The 16,028-nt window shown below is 64.1% G+C and carries 16 protein-coding genes; 7 read left to right on the top strand and 9 right to left on the bottom strand.

Annotation, left to right across the window (positions count from 1 at the left end; translation table 11 throughout):
- Positions 1 to 33 precede the first annotated feature (33 nt).
- Together AWB68_RS20160 and AWB68_RS20165 are read right to left on the bottom strand one after the other, a co-directional pair.
- Complete coding sequence (locus AWB68_RS20160; protein WP_087646118.1) at positions 34 to 1,173, bottom strand: acyl-CoA dehydrogenase family protein; 1,140 nt, start codon at positions 1,171 to 1,173, stop codon at positions 34 to 36.
- Entirely contained in the window at positions 1,166 to 2,410 is a 1,245-nt protein-coding gene (locus tag AWB68_RS20165) for a CaiB/BaiF CoA transferase family protein (RefSeq protein ID WP_087646119.1), read from the bottom strand. Before AWB68_RS20165 ends, AWB68_RS20160 begins: the two co-directional genes overlap by 8 nt.
- 135 nt (positions 2,411 to 2,545) lie before the next feature.
- Here AWB68_RS20165 and AWB68_RS20170 point away from each other — a divergent pair, with 135 nt between their 5' ends.
- Positions 2,546 to 3,493: a LysR substrate-binding domain-containing protein gene (locus AWB68_RS20170; protein WP_087646120.1), complete on the top strand. Its 948-nt coding sequence runs from the start codon at positions 2,546 to 2,548 to the stop codon at positions 3,491 to 3,493.
- A 104-nt stretch (positions 3,494 to 3,597) separates the two neighbouring features.
- The gene (locus tag AWB68_RS20175; RefSeq protein ID WP_087646121.1) at positions 3,598 to 3,858 is read left to right on the top strand and encodes a DUF1488 family protein; all 261 of its coding nucleotides are present in this window, start codon (positions 3,598 to 3,600) and stop codon (positions 3,856 to 3,858) included.
- 498 nt (positions 3,859 to 4,356) lie between these two features.
- On the opposite strand, the gene AWB68_RS20180 is transcribed toward AWB68_RS20175, so the two are convergent.
- The 5 genes from AWB68_RS20180 to AWB68_RS20200 form a co-directional block, all read right to left on the bottom strand.
- Entirely contained in the window at positions 4,357 to 4,647 is a 291-nt protein-coding gene (locus AWB68_RS20180; protein WP_087646122.1) for a superinfection immunity protein, read from the bottom strand.
- Between the two features lie 239 nt (positions 4,648 to 4,886).
- A complete protein-coding gene (locus AWB68_RS20185) occupies positions 4,887 to 6,200 on the bottom strand; it encodes an NAD(P)/FAD-dependent oxidoreductase (RefSeq protein ID WP_087646123.1) in 1,314 nt (437 codons plus the stop codon).
- A gap of 127 nt (positions 6,201 to 6,327) precedes the next feature.
- Positions 6,328 to 6,537, bottom strand: a complete 210-nt coding sequence (locus AWB68_RS20190) for a hypothetical protein (RefSeq protein ID WP_087646124.1) — start codon at positions 6,535 to 6,537, stop codon at positions 6,328 to 6,330.
- 308 nt (positions 6,538 to 6,845) lie between these two features.
- The gene (locus tag AWB68_RS20195) at positions 6,846 to 9,083 is read right to left on the bottom strand and encodes an NADP-dependent isocitrate dehydrogenase (protein WP_087646125.1); all 2,238 of its coding nucleotides are present in this window, start codon (positions 9,081 to 9,083) and stop codon (positions 6,846 to 6,848) included.
- 240 nt (positions 9,084 to 9,323) lie between these two features.
- Positions 9,324 to 9,584, bottom strand: a complete 261-nt coding sequence (locus tag AWB68_RS20200) for a hypothetical protein (RefSeq protein ID WP_087646126.1) — start codon at positions 9,582 to 9,584, stop codon at positions 9,324 to 9,326.
- Between the two features lie 381 nt (positions 9,585 to 9,965).
- On the opposite strand from AWB68_RS20200, the gene AWB68_RS20210 reads away from it, so the two are divergent.
- Both AWB68_RS20210 and AWB68_RS20215 read left to right on the top strand, forming a co-directional pair.
- Positions 9,966 to 10,415, top strand: a complete 450-nt coding sequence (locus AWB68_RS20210) for an ester cyclase (protein WP_087646128.1) — start codon at positions 9,966 to 9,968, stop codon at positions 10,413 to 10,415.
- Positions 10,416 to 10,667: 252 nt separating this feature from the next.
- Positions 10,668 to 11,357 carry a carbonic anhydrase gene (locus tag AWB68_RS20215; protein WP_087646129.1) on the top strand — a complete coding sequence of 230 codons (690 nt, stop codon included), beginning with the start codon at positions 10,668 to 10,670 and terminating at the stop codon, positions 11,355 to 11,357.
- 59 nt (positions 11,358 to 11,416) lie between these two features.
- Here the strand turns inward: AWB68_RS20215 and AWB68_RS20220 are convergent, their stop codons facing one another.
- On the bottom strand, positions 11,417 to 12,013 hold the full coding sequence (locus AWB68_RS20220) for a GNAT family N-acetyltransferase (RefSeq protein ID WP_087646130.1): 597 nt from the start codon (positions 12,011 to 12,013) through the stop codon (positions 11,417 to 11,419).
- A 136-nt stretch (positions 12,014 to 12,149) separates the two neighbouring features.
- Between AWB68_RS20220 and AWB68_RS48265 the strand changes: the two genes are divergently transcribed.
- Positions 12,150 to 12,302 (top strand): hypothetical protein, encoded by a 153-nt coding sequence (locus AWB68_RS48265; protein ID WP_160110039.1) that lies wholly within the window; start codon positions 12,150 to 12,152, stop codon positions 12,300 to 12,302.
- Between the two features lie 15 nt (positions 12,303 to 12,317).
- The gene (locus AWB68_RS20230; protein WP_087646132.1) at positions 12,318 to 13,706 is read left to right on the top strand and encodes a TAXI family TRAP transporter solute-binding subunit; all 1,389 of its coding nucleotides are present in this window, start codon (positions 12,318 to 12,320) and stop codon (positions 13,704 to 13,706) included.
- A 15-nt stretch (positions 13,707 to 13,721) separates the two neighbouring features.
- On the opposite strand, the gene AWB68_RS20235 is transcribed toward AWB68_RS20230, so the two are convergent.
- A complete protein-coding gene (locus AWB68_RS20235; RefSeq protein WP_087646133.1) occupies positions 13,722 to 14,615 on the bottom strand; it encodes a LysR family transcriptional regulator in 894 nt (297 codons plus the stop codon).
- Between the two features lie 151 nt (positions 14,616 to 14,766).
- Here AWB68_RS20235 and AWB68_RS20240 point away from each other — a divergent pair, with 151 nt between their 5' ends.
- Positions 14,767 to 15,513, top strand: coding sequence for an SDR family NAD(P)-dependent oxidoreductase (locus AWB68_RS20240; RefSeq protein ID WP_087646134.1), 747 nt, complete (start codon positions 14,767 to 14,769; stop codon positions 15,511 to 15,513).
- Positions 15,514 to 16,028: the final 515 nt, after the last annotated feature.

Below are 16,028 nucleotides of genomic sequence, written 5' to 3' on the forward strand. Positions count from 1 at the left end.
TCCTGTGGCATGTGTTGCCTTGGCAGTGCGGTCTCACGCGAGAAGCGAACGCGCGATGACGGTGCGCTGGATCTCCGACGACCCTTCGTAGATGCGCAGAATCCGCGCGTCGCGCACGAGCCGTTCGAGCGGCATCTCGCGCGTGAAGCCGTATCCGCCGTGAATCTGCAATGCGGCGTCCGTGACGAAGCCGGCCATCTCCGTGGCATAGAGCTTGGCCATCGACGCCGCGTCGGTGAATGGCTCGCCCGCCGCGCGTCGCGCGGCGGCCTGGAGCGTGAGGAGCCAGGCCGCTTCGAGTCGCGTCTTCATGTCGGCGAAGCGCCACTGCAAGCCCTGCTTGCGTGCGAGCGGTTCGCCCGCCACGTGGCGCTGTCTGGCCCAGTCGACCGCGTGAGCGAGTGCCGCTTCGGCGATCCCGAGACTCGTCGCCGCGACGTCGAGGCGGCTGTTGTCCAGCACTTTCATCGCCGTGCGAAAGCCGCTGCCTTCGGGGCCGAGCCGGTTCGCCGCCGGCACGAAGCAGTCGAGCGCCACCTCGTGCGCCGGCGCGCCGTGAATGCCCATCAGCTTTTCCGGCGGCGCGACCTCGACGCCCGCTGCATGCCGGTCGACCACGAACGCGCTGATGCCGCGCGCGCCCGCTTCCGGATCGGTCTTCGCATACACGACGATGAAGTCCGCGGCGTGCGCGTTCGAGATGAAGTGCTTCACGCCGCGAATCCGGTAGCCGTCGCCCTCGGGCGTGGCGCGCGTCGACATGTCGGCGGGATTCGAGCCGGCGCGCGACTCGGTCAGCGCGAACGCGCCCAGCTTCACGCCTGCCGCGGCTTCGGGAAGGAAGCGGTCGCGTTGCGCGTCGTCGCCGCCGATCAAGATCGAATCGGTCGCGAGGTAGTGCGCGCCGATCATCGACGACGTCGCGGCGCACGCCCGCGCGATCTCGACGAGCGACAGGATGATCGCCGCCGGCGACGCGCCGATGCCGCCCCAGCGCTCGGGCAGGTTCATGCCCATCACGCCGAGTTCGGCGAGTTGCGGCACATAGCGCGTCGTCGATATTTCCTCGCGGTCGACGATGGCGGCTTGCGGCGCGAGTTCGCTTTGCGCGAAGCGTGCGATCGCGTCGGCGATTTCGATGTCGTTGTCTTCGACGCCCAGTCGCTTAAGCATGGTGGCTCTCCATTTCAGTTTCGTTCGGGGCTTCAGCCACGGGTCCAAAGGCGCCGAGTGCGCGCAGTTCATCGATGCGCTCCACACTCATGCCGAGGCGCTGGCCGAGAATCGCCTCGGTGTGCTCGCCCAGGCCGGGCGCACGCGTCACGCGATTGGCCGCGTACCCGGAAAACTTCACCGGCTGCGACGGCAGGCGCAGCGTGCGGCCATCGGAATGGGGTGTCGCGGTGAGCAGGCCGCGAAACACCGCGTGATCGCTTTCGAGCGCCTGTTGTACGTTGCGAATCGGCGCGACCGGAATGCGCGCGTCTTCGAGAATGGCGTTCACCTCCTCGACCGAACGATCCCGCGACCATGCTTCGATCGCCACGCGCAGATCGGCCTCGTTCCGGCAGCGCGAGTGGTCATCGGAAAAGCGGGCGTCGGCGAGCAGGTGCGGCTGCCCGATCGCATGCACGAAGGTTTCGAAGAGACGGTTGTTCAGCACGGCGACGACGAAGAATCCATCGGCCGCCCGATATGCCCCGAACGGCGCCGACGATGGATGCCGGTTGCCGGTGCGCACGGGTGCTATGCCCGTCGTCACACAGCGCGCGACGAGTGTTGCCGAGAGAGAGAGCGTGGCGTCGAACATCGACACGTCGACATGCGTGCCGCGCCCCGTCTTCTCCCGCGACAGGAGTGCGGCCAGCACGCCCCACGACGCGAAGAGTCCGCTCACCACATCCGACACCGATTCGCCGACGAGCGTCGGCGGCCCGTCAGGCGTGCCGGTCGCATCCATCAGGCCGCACATCGCCTGCAGGATGATGTCGTAGGCGGGCCGGTGCGCATTCGGGCCGGTCTGCCCGAAGCCCGACACGCTCGCATAGACGAGCGCGGGATTCGCGTCGCCGAGTTGCGCGTAGCCGATGCCGAGCTTGTCGGCGACGCCCGGCCTGAAGTTCTCGACGACCACGTCGGCGCCCTTGCATAGCGACTGCGCAAGCGAGCGCCCCACATCCGTCTTCAAGTCGATGACGATGCTTTGCTTGTTGCGGTTCATCGCGGCGAAGAGGCCGCTCTCGTCGTTGTCGAACGGACCGACTGCACGGTAATCGTCGCCGCCGGGCGGCTCGATCTTGATCACTTCCGCGCCGAGATCCGCGAGGAGGGCGGTGCAGTACGGTCCTGCGAGCACGCGGGAAAAATCGACGACACGGATGCCGGCGAGTGGCAGGTCTGGATGGGCCACGTCGAACTCCTGAATTGAACCCGGTTGATGGATCGACTCGCAAACTACGGCTTGAGCGATCCGATGAGTTCATTCTGTGCAGTGCGGGCTATCAAGTAAAATATCGGAATAAATTAGGCCCTATAGGATTTTCTAATGCACATTTCGCTGCGCCTGCTGCGCTATTTCACCGCCGCGGCGCAAACCGGCAGCACGACGGCCGCGGCGAAGGAACTCAATGTGTCCCAGCCGTCGATCTCGGTGGCGATCCGCGAACTCGAAGGGCTGTTCGGCGAAGACCTGTTTGCGCGCGGTTCCGGCACCCGAATGACGCTCACGCGCTTCGGCATGCGCAAGCTCGATGAAGCGCGGCAACTGCTCAAGGCCGCAGCCGCCTTCGAAGCGGACGATGGCGGCGACCCCGCTTCCGGCGAAGTCCAGATCGGTGTGTTCAGCACGATCGCGCCGGTTTATCTGCCACGCGTACTGCGCATTGCGCGCGAGCGTTATCCGAACCTCACGGTCCGTTTCGTCGAGGGAGATCTGGCGCAGCTCGAAACGTGGCTGCGCAGCGGTCACATAGAACTTGCGCTGACTTATGACGTCGCGCTGCCTGCGGACATCGAGCGAGAATGCCTCGCCGAGCTGCATCCCTATGCGCTCGTCGGCGCGGACACACGCCTTGCCAGGATGCGCGGCACGATCCCGCTTGCCGAACTGGCGAAGGAGCCGTTCATTCTCATCGACCTTCCGCACAGCCGGGACTTCTTGATCGCACCCTTCTGGCAATTCGGGCTCGCGCCGGAGATCCGCTATCGGGCGACCTCGATCGAGCTCGTGCGCGGCATGGTCGCGAGCGGTCTGGGCGTTTCGCTGCTGATCACGCAGAGCGCAGCGGGTGCCCAGACGCCCGGTATCGTCGAGCGGCCGATCCGGGAGGCGACGGTGCGTCAGCCGCTCGTGATCGCGCGCGCGTCGGGTGCGGTGCGCACCCAGGCGTCGGGGCTGCTTGCCGATTGCGTGCGCGATGCCGTCGCGCACGCCATGTTGTCACGCGCGCGGCGGGGGCGCCGCACCAATCCCTCGGGCCAACTCCCTACGTAGTTCCTATAATCGATGATGACGCACGTTCGATCGCGGACGTGCGTCGCTAGCTGGCACAGGCCATGCTATCCACGCCTTTGCGACTCAACCAAGGAGAGAAAGACATGACCATTGAATTCAGCGGCCGACGTCACGTCGTAGCGGCTTCGCGTGTTGCGTTCGAAGCCAGCGTCGAAGGTCGCGAAGTCTGGTGCAGCGTCTCGCTCGATGCGCTCAACGATCACTTCGGCAACGATGGCACGTCGTCTCACGCGCTCCTGAGTACGTTCGAAAACGCCCGCTTGCGCATTGAAGAAGCGGCCAAGCGCCTGCTGGCGCACAACGGCGGACAGTCGGTCGAACTGGAAACCGGCGATTTCAAGTGATGGCTCGCGGCCATCTTGTGCCGCCGGGCGTCATCCGTCCCTAAACGAACCACTCGTCAGGCGGCGCGCGTGCGCCGCCGTGGCACTCGTGCGTCGAACTGAGCCCGACTGAGGCCTGTGTTCGCCCGATCGTCTCGCTTGCCGCGTCCGTAGACTGGGTCATGTCGAAAGGTGACATGTGGCAGGTTTCCCGGACAAGGCGAGAGGAGAACGGCGATGTATCTGCGTAACTGGATCGTGGTGCTGGAGTGTGCGTACATGGAGTACACCACCTGGGGCGAGCGTCATGTTTTTCGACGCACTGTGGGGTATGAACGCGTTGTGTGGTGTTGATGCGCGCTCACGGGGTTTGGGTTACACCGTTTGATGCACTCAGAGTTAGATGAAACTTGCTTTGCTATTGGTCCGTTAGCACTATTGAGCCAACCCCAATACAAGTTCCATGGAAGCCTGAGCGCATCAAACGGTGTAACCGTGACCCCAACCCCGCCCAAAGCGTCAGCGACCTCCAGACCCGCTCGCCCGCGCCCGTGCAACAATCGCACCGATCGTCACTCGGGCAATGGCACGCCGCGTTCTCTTCGCCGCCCGCGTCAAGCGTCTCTCGCTTACCGGATGACGTGCCCACACCAGCGCCGCGACCCAGCCGACGACTGTCCACCCAAGCAGAACATTGACCACCGTAATGGCGAGCGCATCCTCGCGCTTGCGCATGTCCGCGATGATGGCTGGCGCGAGATACAGCAAAAGCGCCGCGAGGTACGCTACGGCTTCGAGGAGTTTCAGCATCGTTATGCCCCTTTGCGATCTTTCGTAAAGACGAAGTAACTCACAGCCTCGCGAGCAGAACGAAACGACCCTCGCGACGTTCAATCCATTTCAGTTTATGGTCGCTTCTATCGAACTTCCATGCCGATAGAACGAAATCACATTTGTCGATTCACGAACAATTTCCTTGGACTCGACTGCCATCGAGGAACTCACGGCCGGGGCCTTGCCGCGGTTCCATACCATCGGCTTACGCGCACTCAGTGAAGCTTCACCCGCGGCGCCGTGCGCTTCAGCAACAGGCGGCCGAGCGCGGCGAGCATCGTCGGCAGGGTGCCGATCACGGCCTGGTGGTGCATCAGGTGCAGGCTCATGTACATCAGCCGCGCGAGCTGCCCTTTGACGAAGAGACTCTTGCCGGTCAACACGCCCATCAGGCTTCCCACGCCTTCCGCCTGACCGACGGAAACGAGCGAACCACGGTCGTGATAATCGAACGGACGACGTGAAGACGTCGAGCGTTGCAGGATGCGACCCGTCATCACCTTGAAGAGGTAGCTCGCCTGCTGGTGCGCTGCCTGAGCACGCGCCGGCACCGACTTCGAGCGCGCGGCCCACGGCGCCTGAGCGCAGTCGCCGAGCGCGAACACGTGACGATCGTCCGTGCAAAGGAATTCGTCGACGATGAGCTGATTCAGCCGGTTGGTGGCAAGGCCAAAATTCTTGAGGAACGCGGGCGCTTCGATGCCCGCAGCCCAGACGCAGATATCCGCCGGATAAAAGTTGCCCGACGAGTCCTTCAGCCCGTTCGCGTCGACGCTCGCGACGCGGACGTTGGTCATGATGTCGATCCCGCGCGCCGACAGCAGCCCATGCGCCGCCTTCGACAGCTTCTCCGGCAGCGGCGCCAGGATGCGTGGCGCGCCCTCCATCAGCGTGATGCGGACGTCTCGTTGCGGTTCGAGGCCAGTCAGCCCATAGAGCGCGATGTTCGCGCACGCTTCCCGGAGTTCCGCCGCCAGTTCGACGCCGGTCGCGCCCCCGCCGACGATCACGATGTTCAGTTGCCGCCCGCTGCCCACCTGCTTCGCGACGTTCACCAGATGCAGCGCGCGCAAGAGCTTGAGGCGGAAGCGTTCGGCTTCGGTCATCGAATCGAGCGCGAACGCGTGTTCGGACGCTCCCGGCGTGCCGAAGAAATTCGACCGGCTGCCGACCGCGATCACGAGCGAATCGTATTGCACGCCGCGCCGCGGAACGAATTCCTCGCCTTGCTCCGATGTCAGCGGACCGAGTTCGACCGTTTGCGCATCGCGATCGACGCCGCGTACTTCTCCCGGCACGAACGTAAAGCCGCAATGCTTCGCGAGCATCGCGTAAGACAGGCCTTCCTTGTGTATGTCGAGCGTGCCCGCCGCGACTTCGTGCAGCGACGGCTTCCAGATGTGGAAAAGATTCTTGTCGATCAGCGTGACGTGGCGCGAGCCGAAGCGTCGTCCGAGTCTGGATGCCAGTTCGAGGCCGCCGGCACCACCGCCGACGATGACAACTTTGTGATTTCGGTGTTTCTGCATCTTGCTCTCCCGGTCGTACTGCTGGTGTCGCAAATTGCTGCCGTTCCGGGGGAGTGTACGGGACGAATAAGGGATAACCCTAGTCACCAAAATAAGAGCGTGGTGAGAATGAAACGTCGGGCGGATGTCAGGGCGAAGTCGCCGGCTGAACGAGCTTACGAAACAGACCTTTGACAAGTTGCCAGAGCCCGTTGACGTGACGCGGATACATGACGTCCAGCGCCGGCATGTCGGCGTGATGAGGGCTGTACTCTTGCGTCTGCCGGCTTTGCGAAACGAGAAGTCCGATATACATGGCGTGGCTCCCGACGGTGGCATCGGATGCGAAGCGAGTCATCGCTGCGCTTCCAGTAGTCAATGGATGGCGCCGGATATCGAATGCCTTCGTTCATCTCCAGCGTTTCCAGAGTCTGCTCGACCGGCCCGCCGACGAATACCCGCATCGTGGATACCCGCGAAAGCAGGAGTGCGTGACTATCGTGAGGCGCGCGTTCGCCGGCGCGAGAAGGCACCACGACGGGCAATGCAGGCAAGGGAGCGATGAGGGGACGCCTGGCTGTCCCGGAGGACGCGCCAGGGTTATGTCGGAAGAGTAAAGCCTGCGCCCTTCCGGCCAGGGACCGGAAGGGCGCGTTCAACGAACCCTCAACCCTTTACCGCCGACAACGCGGCGTTCAGCGTCGGGCTTGGCCGCATCACGGTGTCGAGCTTGTCGAACTCGGGCATGTAGTAACCGCCGATGTCGGCGGGTTTGCCCTGCACTTCGGCCAACTCGGCCACGATCGTCTGCTCGTTTTCGGTCAGTTGCTTCGCGAGCGGTGCGAACTGTTTGGCGAGCGCGGCGTCGTCGGTCTGGGCCGCAAGTTCCTGCGCCCAGAACATCGCGAGATAGAACTGGCTGCCGCGGTTATCCAGTTGCCCGGTTTTGGGCGAGGGGTTCTTGTTGTTCTCCAGCAGCTTGCCGGTGGCGGCATCGAGCGTCCGGGCGAGGATCTTGGCCTTTGCATTGCCCGTCTTGATGCCCAGGTCCTCCAGCGACACCGCCAGCGCCAGGAATTCACCCAGCGAATCCCAGCGCAGGTGGTTCTCCTCGACCAGTTGCTTGACGTGCTTCGGCGCCGAGCCGCCCGCGCCGGTTTCGTACATGCCGCCGCCCGCCATCAGCGGAACGATGGACAGCATCTTGGCGCTGGTGCCCAGTTCCATGATCGGGAACAGGTCGGTCAGGTAGTCGCGCAGGATGTTGCCGGTGACCGAGATGGTGTCGAGGCCGCGGATCACGCGCTCGAGCGTATAACGCATCGCGCGCACCTGCGACATGATCTGGATGTCGAGGCCGCTGGTGTCGTAATCCTTCAGGTAGGTCTCGACCTTCTTGATCATCTCGGCTTCGTGCGGACGATACGGGTCCAGCCAGAAGAGCGCCGGCATGCCCGAGTTGCGCGCACGCGTGACCGCGAGCTTGACCCAGTCGCGGATCGGCGCGTCCTTCACCTGGCACATGCGCCAGATGTCGCCCGCTTCGACGTTCTGCACGAGCAGCACGTCGCCCGTTGCCAGATCGACGATGCGCGCTTCGCCGGCTTCCGGCACTTCGAAGGTCTTGTCGTGCGAGCCGTATTCCTCGGCCTGCTGCGCCATCAGCCCGACGTTCGGCACGGTGCCCATCGTGGTCGGGTCGAAGTTGCCGTTGGTCTTGCAGAAGTTGATCATCTCCTGATAGATGCGGGCAAACGTGCTCTCCGGGATCACGGCCTTCGTGTCTTTCGGACGGCCGTCGGCGCCCCACATCTTGCCGCCGATGCGAATCATCGCCGGCATCGACGCATCGACGATCACGTCGTTCGGCGCGTGCAGGTTCGAGATGCCCTTCGCCGAATCCACCATCGCCAGTTCCGGGCGATGCTCGTGGCAGGCGTGCAGGTCGCGGATGATTTCCTCGCGCTTGGAGGTCGGCAGGGTTTCGAGCTTGTCGTACAGATTGACGAGGCCGTTGTTGACGTTCACGCCCAGTTCATCGAACAGCTTGCCGTGCTTCTCGAACGCGTTCTTGTAGAAGATCTTGACCGCGTGACCGAAGACGATCGGATGCGAGACCTTCATCATCGTGGCCTTCACGTGCAGCGAAAGCATGACGTCGGTCTTGCGCGCGTCTTCCATCTGTTCTTCGTAGAAGTCGCAGAGCGCCTTCTTGCTCATGAACATGCTGTCGATGATCTCGCCGTCCAGCAGCGCGACCTTCGGCTTGAGGACGATGGTCTTGCCGCTCGTCGTGACGAGTTCCATCTTCACGTCGCGGGCGCGGTCGAGCGTCATCGACTTTTCGCCGTGATAGAAGTCGCCGTGCTTCATGTGCGCGACGTGCGTGCGCGACGCCATGCTCCACTCGCCCATGCTGTGCGGGTTCTTCTTCGCGTAGTTCTTCACGGCGGCGGGCGCGCGGCGGTCCGAGTTGCCCTCGCGCAGCACCGGGTTCACGGCGCTGCCGAGACACTTCGAGTAACGCTGGCGGATGGCCTTTTCGGCGTCGGTCTTCGGTTCCTCGGGGAAATCCGGCACCTTGTAGCCTTTCGACTGGAGTTCCTTGATCGCGCCCACCAACTGGTGCACGGATGCGCTGATGTTGGGCAGCTTGATGATGTTGGTATCGGGCAGCAGCGTCAGGCGGCCGAGTTCCTTGAGGTTGTCGGGCACCCGTTGCGCCTCGGTCAGGAACTCCGGGAACTCGCCCAGGATGCGGCCGGCCACCGAGATGTCGCTCGTCTCGACGTTGATTCCGGCCGGCGCGGTGAACGTGCGGATGATCGGCAGAAAGGCGCTGGTCGCGAGCAGCGGAGCTTCGTCGGTGAGGGTGTAGATGATCGTCGGTTGCTGGGTACTCATCGCTTGTCTCAGGTTCGAGAATCGGTTGGAGGCGGGTTGGGGAGCGCTGGCGGCCGCGCCACAAACCGGCCGCAGACAGACATTCAACCCTGAATTTTGCCTGATTTTGCGACGGGACGGCGGGATCTGCCTGAGGAGGGTGGTGCGAGCGGTGTGGTGACGCGCCGGGCGAGGTGCGAACCGGCGCATCGGGCGCCGTGATCGACCGTCTCCGAGCGGGGACCGGCGCTGCGTCTCGAGTTAGTGCGCGCAGGCGTCCGGGCGCGGCTTCGGACCCCGGCGGTCGGCGGGCACCTTGCAGTTGTCGACGCGCTGATCGTCGCTTGCCTTGTCGCCGAGGCGCTCTTTCAGTGTCTTGGGCGGTTCTTGCACGGCATCCGGCGAGTGGCGCGGCTGCATCGCGCTCACGTCGGGCTGCTGCGCGGACGCCGACGCCGACGCGCACGCCGCGACAATCGCGACGACAAGAACGAGGCACCCGATGCTACGAACGAGAAGCATCGCTCTGCGCGTCGTCCCGATGAACGGCCTCTGCTTCGAAGGGGGGATCGAACGGGGCGACGAGGCCGTCCGTTGATCCGATCTGGCGTTCGAATAGCGCGAGAAGTTCGGGGCGCAATCCGTCGCCGTTTTGTAGTCGCGACGCGAGAGCATGAAGCGAGAGCAGTGGCAGCATGATCGAACTCCGCATTGGATCGAATGCTCAGGCTAAGGCGCCACAAGGATGCACGCACTCCGTTTCTTGCTGCTCGATTCGCATCGACCGCGCGCTCGATATTGGAGCAAGAAACGGAGCGCTGCGGGCGGCTCGCGTCGATATCGTCCGGGCTGAGAGAGGCAATCGAGCTTCTCTTTTCACCACAGCCAATCGAGGAATTCACCATGTCCAAGGAAGACGACAACAAGGCAATCGTTGCCCGCTGGTTCAACGATTTCTGGGGCAAGACCTGCGATCTCGGCATCGTCGATGCACTTGCCGCCCCCGACATGCTCCTGCGCTACTCGCTGCACGAGCCGCGACGCGGCCGCGACGACATCAAGGCCTTCATGACGGATTTCCGCGAATCGTTTCCCGACCTGAACTTCTGGGGCGCGGCGGACCTGATTGCCGAGGGCGACTATGTCGTCGGCCGCTGGGAAGGCGGCGGCACGCATACGGGACCCGCGTTCGACGATTTCCTCGCCGGATCGTTGCCGGCGAAAACGGGCCGCAAGATGCACTTCACCGGCACGACCGTGCTTCGATTGAAGGATGGCATGATCGTCGAGGAGATCGGTCTGGACGACGGCGTGACCGCATTGCAGCAACTCGGACTCATCCGCGTCGGATAAGCAGGGGTGTATTTCCAGCGTCCAGAAGGGCCGGGCCAACCCCGGCCTTTTTTGCGTGCACCGCCGCCGCGTTCGACGCACGAAACCGGTGCCACCGGAAACCGTCCGACACGCGACGCGTGCGCAGCGCCTGTCGATGTGCTGAAATGCTTCTGTGCGCGACGGCCGTCATCGGAACATATTCACGGGCCTGGCGTCGAATCCGCGACAATCACGCAACATCACGCAATATCACGACAAGGAAGGCCGTCCATGTCAGACCAATGGTCCCCCAGCGAAGAACGCGGCAAGTCCTGCGAGCACGACTTGCTGTATCTGCTCCAGGGCGCGGACGAATTCAGCCAGGTTGTCTTCCCCGGCAATGAGGACCTGTTCAAAAGCCTGGCGGACCGCCAGGCCCCGCATACGCTTTTCATCACGTGCGCCGATTCGCGCGTGTCGCCGGAAATGATCACGCAGACGCGTCCCGGCGAACTCTTCGTGTGCCGCAACATCGGCAACATCGTGCCTGCTTATGGCGAGATGCTGGGCGGCGTATCGGCGGTCGTCGAATATGCGGTGCTGGCGCTGAACGTCCGGCAGATCGTCATTTGTGGCCACTCCGACTGCGGCGCGATGAAGGGCCTCGCGTCCGGCGCGGCCATCGCCGACGAGATGCCGACCGTCCACGCCTGGCTGCGCAATGCGGAGGCCGCGCGCAGCGTGGTCACGGCGCGCAAGCTTGCGAGCGAGCAGGTCGTGCAGGCGATGGTGGAAGAGAACATCCGTTTGCAACTGACGCACTTGCGCACGCATCCGGCGGTGGCTGGCCGCCTTGCGCTGGGCACGCTGAAGGTTCAGGGATGGGTGTATGACATCGGGCACGGCAAGGTGAACGTGTTCGACGAAGCCGCCGGCGGGTTTCAGACGACGGCGGAGGCCAGGGTGCGGATGGGTGGGTAGTTGCTGGCGCTTGGGGTGCGGTTTGGGTAAACAGCCCCGTCCCGAGCGCCTGCGTCCATCTACCTCATTTTCGCCTGCAGCATCGCCTTCACCTCCAGCCACTCGCCATCGACGATGCTGAACCGCACGGAATTCCGCACTCGTCCGTCCGGCATGATCCGCTCGTTTCGAACGATGCCTTCCTGCTTCGCGCCAATGCGCAAAATCGCGGCCCGCGACTTCTCATTGAGTTCGTCCGTGGTGAACTGAACCCGCACCGCCCGCATGACCTCGAACGCATGCGTCAGCAAAAGATATTTCGCCTCCGTATTGACGCCCGAACGCTGCACCGACTCGCTCAACCACGTGTGTCCGATTTCCATCTTCCGGTTCGCGCGATCGATCTTCCAGAAGCGCGTGCTGCCGACAACACGCCCGCTGTCGCGCTGGACGATGGCGAACGGCATCACCGTCCCGGCCTCGCGTCCTGCGAGAGCGGTAGCAATGTACTTGTCGGCAGACCCCGGTCCGGGTATGACCGACAGCTTCATGTTCCATAACTGACCGTCCGCCGCTGCATCGAGAAGCGCTGCCGCATGGCTTTGCTGGAGCGGTTGCAGTTCGATGATCCGGCCGGCCAACGTCGGTTGCATGGAGAAAGAAGGGTTGTCGTTCATCGGCAGTCCACGTGCCTTGGGAAGCGCTCATCATAATCCAGCGCCAGCGGCCTCCCGCTCGACGCCGCCTGTCACAATGGAGCAGAATGCGCACAAGGGCATGCTGAAGCCGCGCAACATAACCGGAAGGATCGCCATGGCCGAGACCACCGCACCGTTCGACACCGCGCTCACCCGTCTTCGGGGTTGCCGGCATCCGATCATTCCGGCTCGCATGGGCGGCCCGGCGTGCTCGGAATTCGCGGCCGCCGTATCGAACGCCGCGCTCGTCAAACGGGCGAGCGGCTGAGCGGAAGTGGCGCACATGAAGCGCTATCGCCCGCTGCGGCCGCATCCTGCGAACGATCACGCGTCGACCCACCTGCGCGATATCGTCATCACGTTCGCGCCCTTCGTGGTCATCTTCGTGGTGACGATGCTGCTCGTCGTCTGGCTCGTCGACCCGGCGCCGCCGCGCAGCATCACGATGAGCGCCGGGCCGCGCGACAGTTCGCTCTACCTGACGGCCGTGGAATACCGCAAGATCCTCGCGCGCAACGGCATCAAGCTCAACGTGCTGGTCTCCGATGGCTCGGTGCAAAACCTGCAACGCCTGCTCGATCCGAGGCAGCATGTCGATCTCGCGCTGGTTCAGGGCGGCTCGTCGGACGGGCTCGCGACTTCGAGTTCATCGCTGGTGTCGCTCGGCAGTGTCTTCTATGCGCCGGTCGTCGTGTTCTATCGCGGCCGTGGCCTGACCCGCCTGTCGCAACTCGCGGGCAAGCGGATCGCGATCGGCCGCGAGGGCAGCGGCACGCGCATGCTGTCACTCAAGCTGCTGGCGGCCAACGGCATCGAACCCGGCGAAAGCACCACGCTGCTTCCCTCCGACGGCCTGCAAGCCGCGACGCAACTCGTCGCGGGCGAGGCCGACGCGGCGATCCTGAACGGCGACTCGGCGACGCGCGGGCTGATGCTGCGGCTCCTGAAAGTGCCCGGCATCTCGGTGATGGACTTCGCCGAAGCGAACGCTTATACGCGCCTCTTTTCGTATCTCGACGAAATCGACCTTCCGCCCGGCGTGCTCGACCTCGGCCGCAGGATTCCGCCGGAAACGGTCCACCTGATCAGCCCGACTGTCGAGATCGTCGCGCGGCCGACGCTCCACCCGGCGATATCGGACCTCATCATCGAAGCGGCGCAGGAGATCCACGGCATGCCGGGGATCATGCAGCAAGCCGGCCAGTTCCCAAGCCCGGTCGCGCATGAATACCCGATCAGCGACGACGCCAAGCGCTACTACCGGTCGGGCAAGAGCCTGCTGTTCCGCACGCTGCCGTTCTGGATCGCGAGCGTCGTGGACCGGCTGCTGTTCCTGCTCGTGCCGATGGCCGTGCTGCTCGTGCCCGCCTTGCGGCTCATCCCCGCGCTCTATAGCTGGCGGGTGCGCTCGCGCATCTATCGCTACTACGGCTCGCTGATCGCGATCGAACGCGGCGCCCTCGATCACTCGACGGAGGAGGAGCGCCGCGCGCTCTTCGCCGAACTCGACCACATCGAGGAATCGCTCGACACGTTGCGCACGCCGCTTGCCTACGCGGATGCCTTCTATGTGCTGCGCGAACACATCGGCTTCGTGCGCGCACGGCTGACGCGTGCGGCGCGCGCGACGAACCGGGCCGGCTCGCCGCACGCCGACGAGACGCACGCCTGAAACCCCGCTCGCCTGTCACGACAAAGCCGCGCTCGCGGCCAGTTCATCGGCGCGTGACAAAAAAAGCTTCAGCGTCGCCGACGTGTTCGACCGGCTGTATCCGATCGCGAGATCGATCGTCGGCACCGTACCCGCGAGCGGCCGGCTGACCACCGACCCCGGCAGCAGGTTGCGCGCATACGCCGGCATCAGCGCCAACCCTCGCGTCGATGCCACGAGCGACATCGCCATCGCGAGATTGTCGACGCCGTGCTGCGGCGTGATGTCGAGCCCGCACCACTCGATATAGCCTTCGATCACGGCGCGCAGCACGGTCGCCTTGTTCGATGCGGCGATGAACGTCTCGCCGGAGAAGTCCTCTGGACGAATGCTGTCGCGCGAGGTCAGCGGATGATCGCTCGGCATCAGCACGACGAGCGGTTCGTGATCCACCACCCGGTAGTCGAGGTCGAAGCCCGGTTCGGCGCGCAGGAAGGCGAGGTCGAGCTTGCCGCGCGCGAGCGCATCGGCGAGATCCGGCGAATAGTCGCTCGACACGGTGACGTCGATGTTGGGCAACTCGTCGCTCAAGAGTCGCATGGCGCGCGGCAGCCAGGTCATCTCATGCCCGGTCAGGAAGCCCAGTGCGAAAACCTGCTTGGCCGGCTTCGACGCGCGGCGCGCGGCTTCGGTCGCCGCGTCGACCTGGGCGAGTGCGAGCCGCGCGTGATCGAGGAAGGCGCGGCCCGCCGCCGTGAGTTCGACGCCGCGCGCGCTGCGGCTCAACAAGGGAGCGCCGACTTCGTCCTCCAGGTCGCGAATCTGGCGGCTCAGCGACGGCTGCGAGGTATGCAGCCGCTTTTCGGCGGCGACGGTCAGGCTGCCGGTCTCCGCGACGGCGACGAAGTACCGGAGATGTCGAAGTTCCATGCGGGCTCCCATGCCTGCGAGGCATGTGGTCCAGCTTATAAAGTCTTTTTCCGCGACGCAAGAAAAGCCTAAATTTGCCTCACAGCAAAGGCACTCGACGAAAAGCCCGCGGCGCCTGAGCTTCGCAACCCATATCTCCGAGGAATCGAAAATGGACAAGCCAGTCATCCTGATCACCGGCGCGCTTACCGGCATCGGCCGCGCCACCGCCATCGCGTTTGCCGAAAGCGGCGCGCGTCTCGTCGTCTCCGGCCGTCGTGAAGCCGAAGGCAACGCGCTCGCGTCCGAACTGCGCGAACTCGGCGCGCAAGCGCACTTCATTCGGGCGGACGTCCGCCACGACGGCGACGTGCGCAACCTCGTCGACGCCACGGTCGCGCGCTTCGGCCGCATCGACGCCGCAGTCAACAACGCGGGCACCGAAGGTCAACCGGGCGCGATCGTCGACCAGAGCGCGGAAAGCTACGCCGCGACCTTCGACACCAACGTGCTTGGCACCCTGCTCAGCATGAAGCACGAGTTGCGCGTGATGCTTGCGCAGGAGAGCGGCAGCATCGTCAACGTGTCGTCGACTTACGGGCATGAAGGCGCGGCTTATGCGGCGGTCTATGCCGGCAGCAAGCATGCGGTCGAAGGCATGACGAAGTCCGCTGCACTCGAAAACGCCGCGGCGGGCGTGCGTGTGAACGCGGTGGCACCCGGCCCGACCGATACCGGCATGCTCGATCGCTTCACCGGCACGGCGGAGAAGAAGGCGGCGCTCGCGTCGAAGGTGCCGCTTGGACGAGTCGGCAAGCCGGAGGACATCGCCCGGGCGATTGTTTTCCTTGCGTCGGATGCGGCCTCGTTCGTCACGGGGCAGATCGTTACGGTCGATGGCGGGAAGACTGCGGGTTAGGGGGGAGCGCTGGCGCTTGGGGGTGGGTTGGGTTGGGTTGTTTACACCGTTTGATGCGCTTGTGCTCCTATGGAACTCGTTTTGTTTTTGGTTTATTAGCTCTGCCCCTGTCCGGGGCGGGACTCACTTTCTTTGCTGCTGCAAAGAAAGTAAGCAAAGAAAGCAGCTTCCCACCGCCAATGCTTGCCATGCGCCGCCAGACCGTTATGTCTGAGTGGTCCAACCGGGGGAGTGTCGTTAGCGGGGTTTCATCGTTGTTGGCATGTAGAAGAGGCGCGCACGTCGCACCGCTATACGGAGTGGAACAGCAGTCATTCATCCGTCTTGGCACTGCGTGCCCGACGACAGGTCTGCTAGCGGTGGTGAATTGAAGCATGCGGCAGCACGAACGTAGGACGTAGATTCAGCGATGGGTTTCGGGTTTTAGTTTTCCCTGACGGGTGAGCGCGTAGCGCGAAGCCGGATGTATGACTGCTGGTCCACTTCGTATTGCGGTGCGACGCCCGTACCTCTTC

The organism is Caballeronia choica, from assembly GCF_001544535.1.
Lineage (GTDB): Bacteria > Pseudomonadota > Gammaproteobacteria > Burkholderiales > Burkholderiaceae > Caballeronia > Caballeronia choica.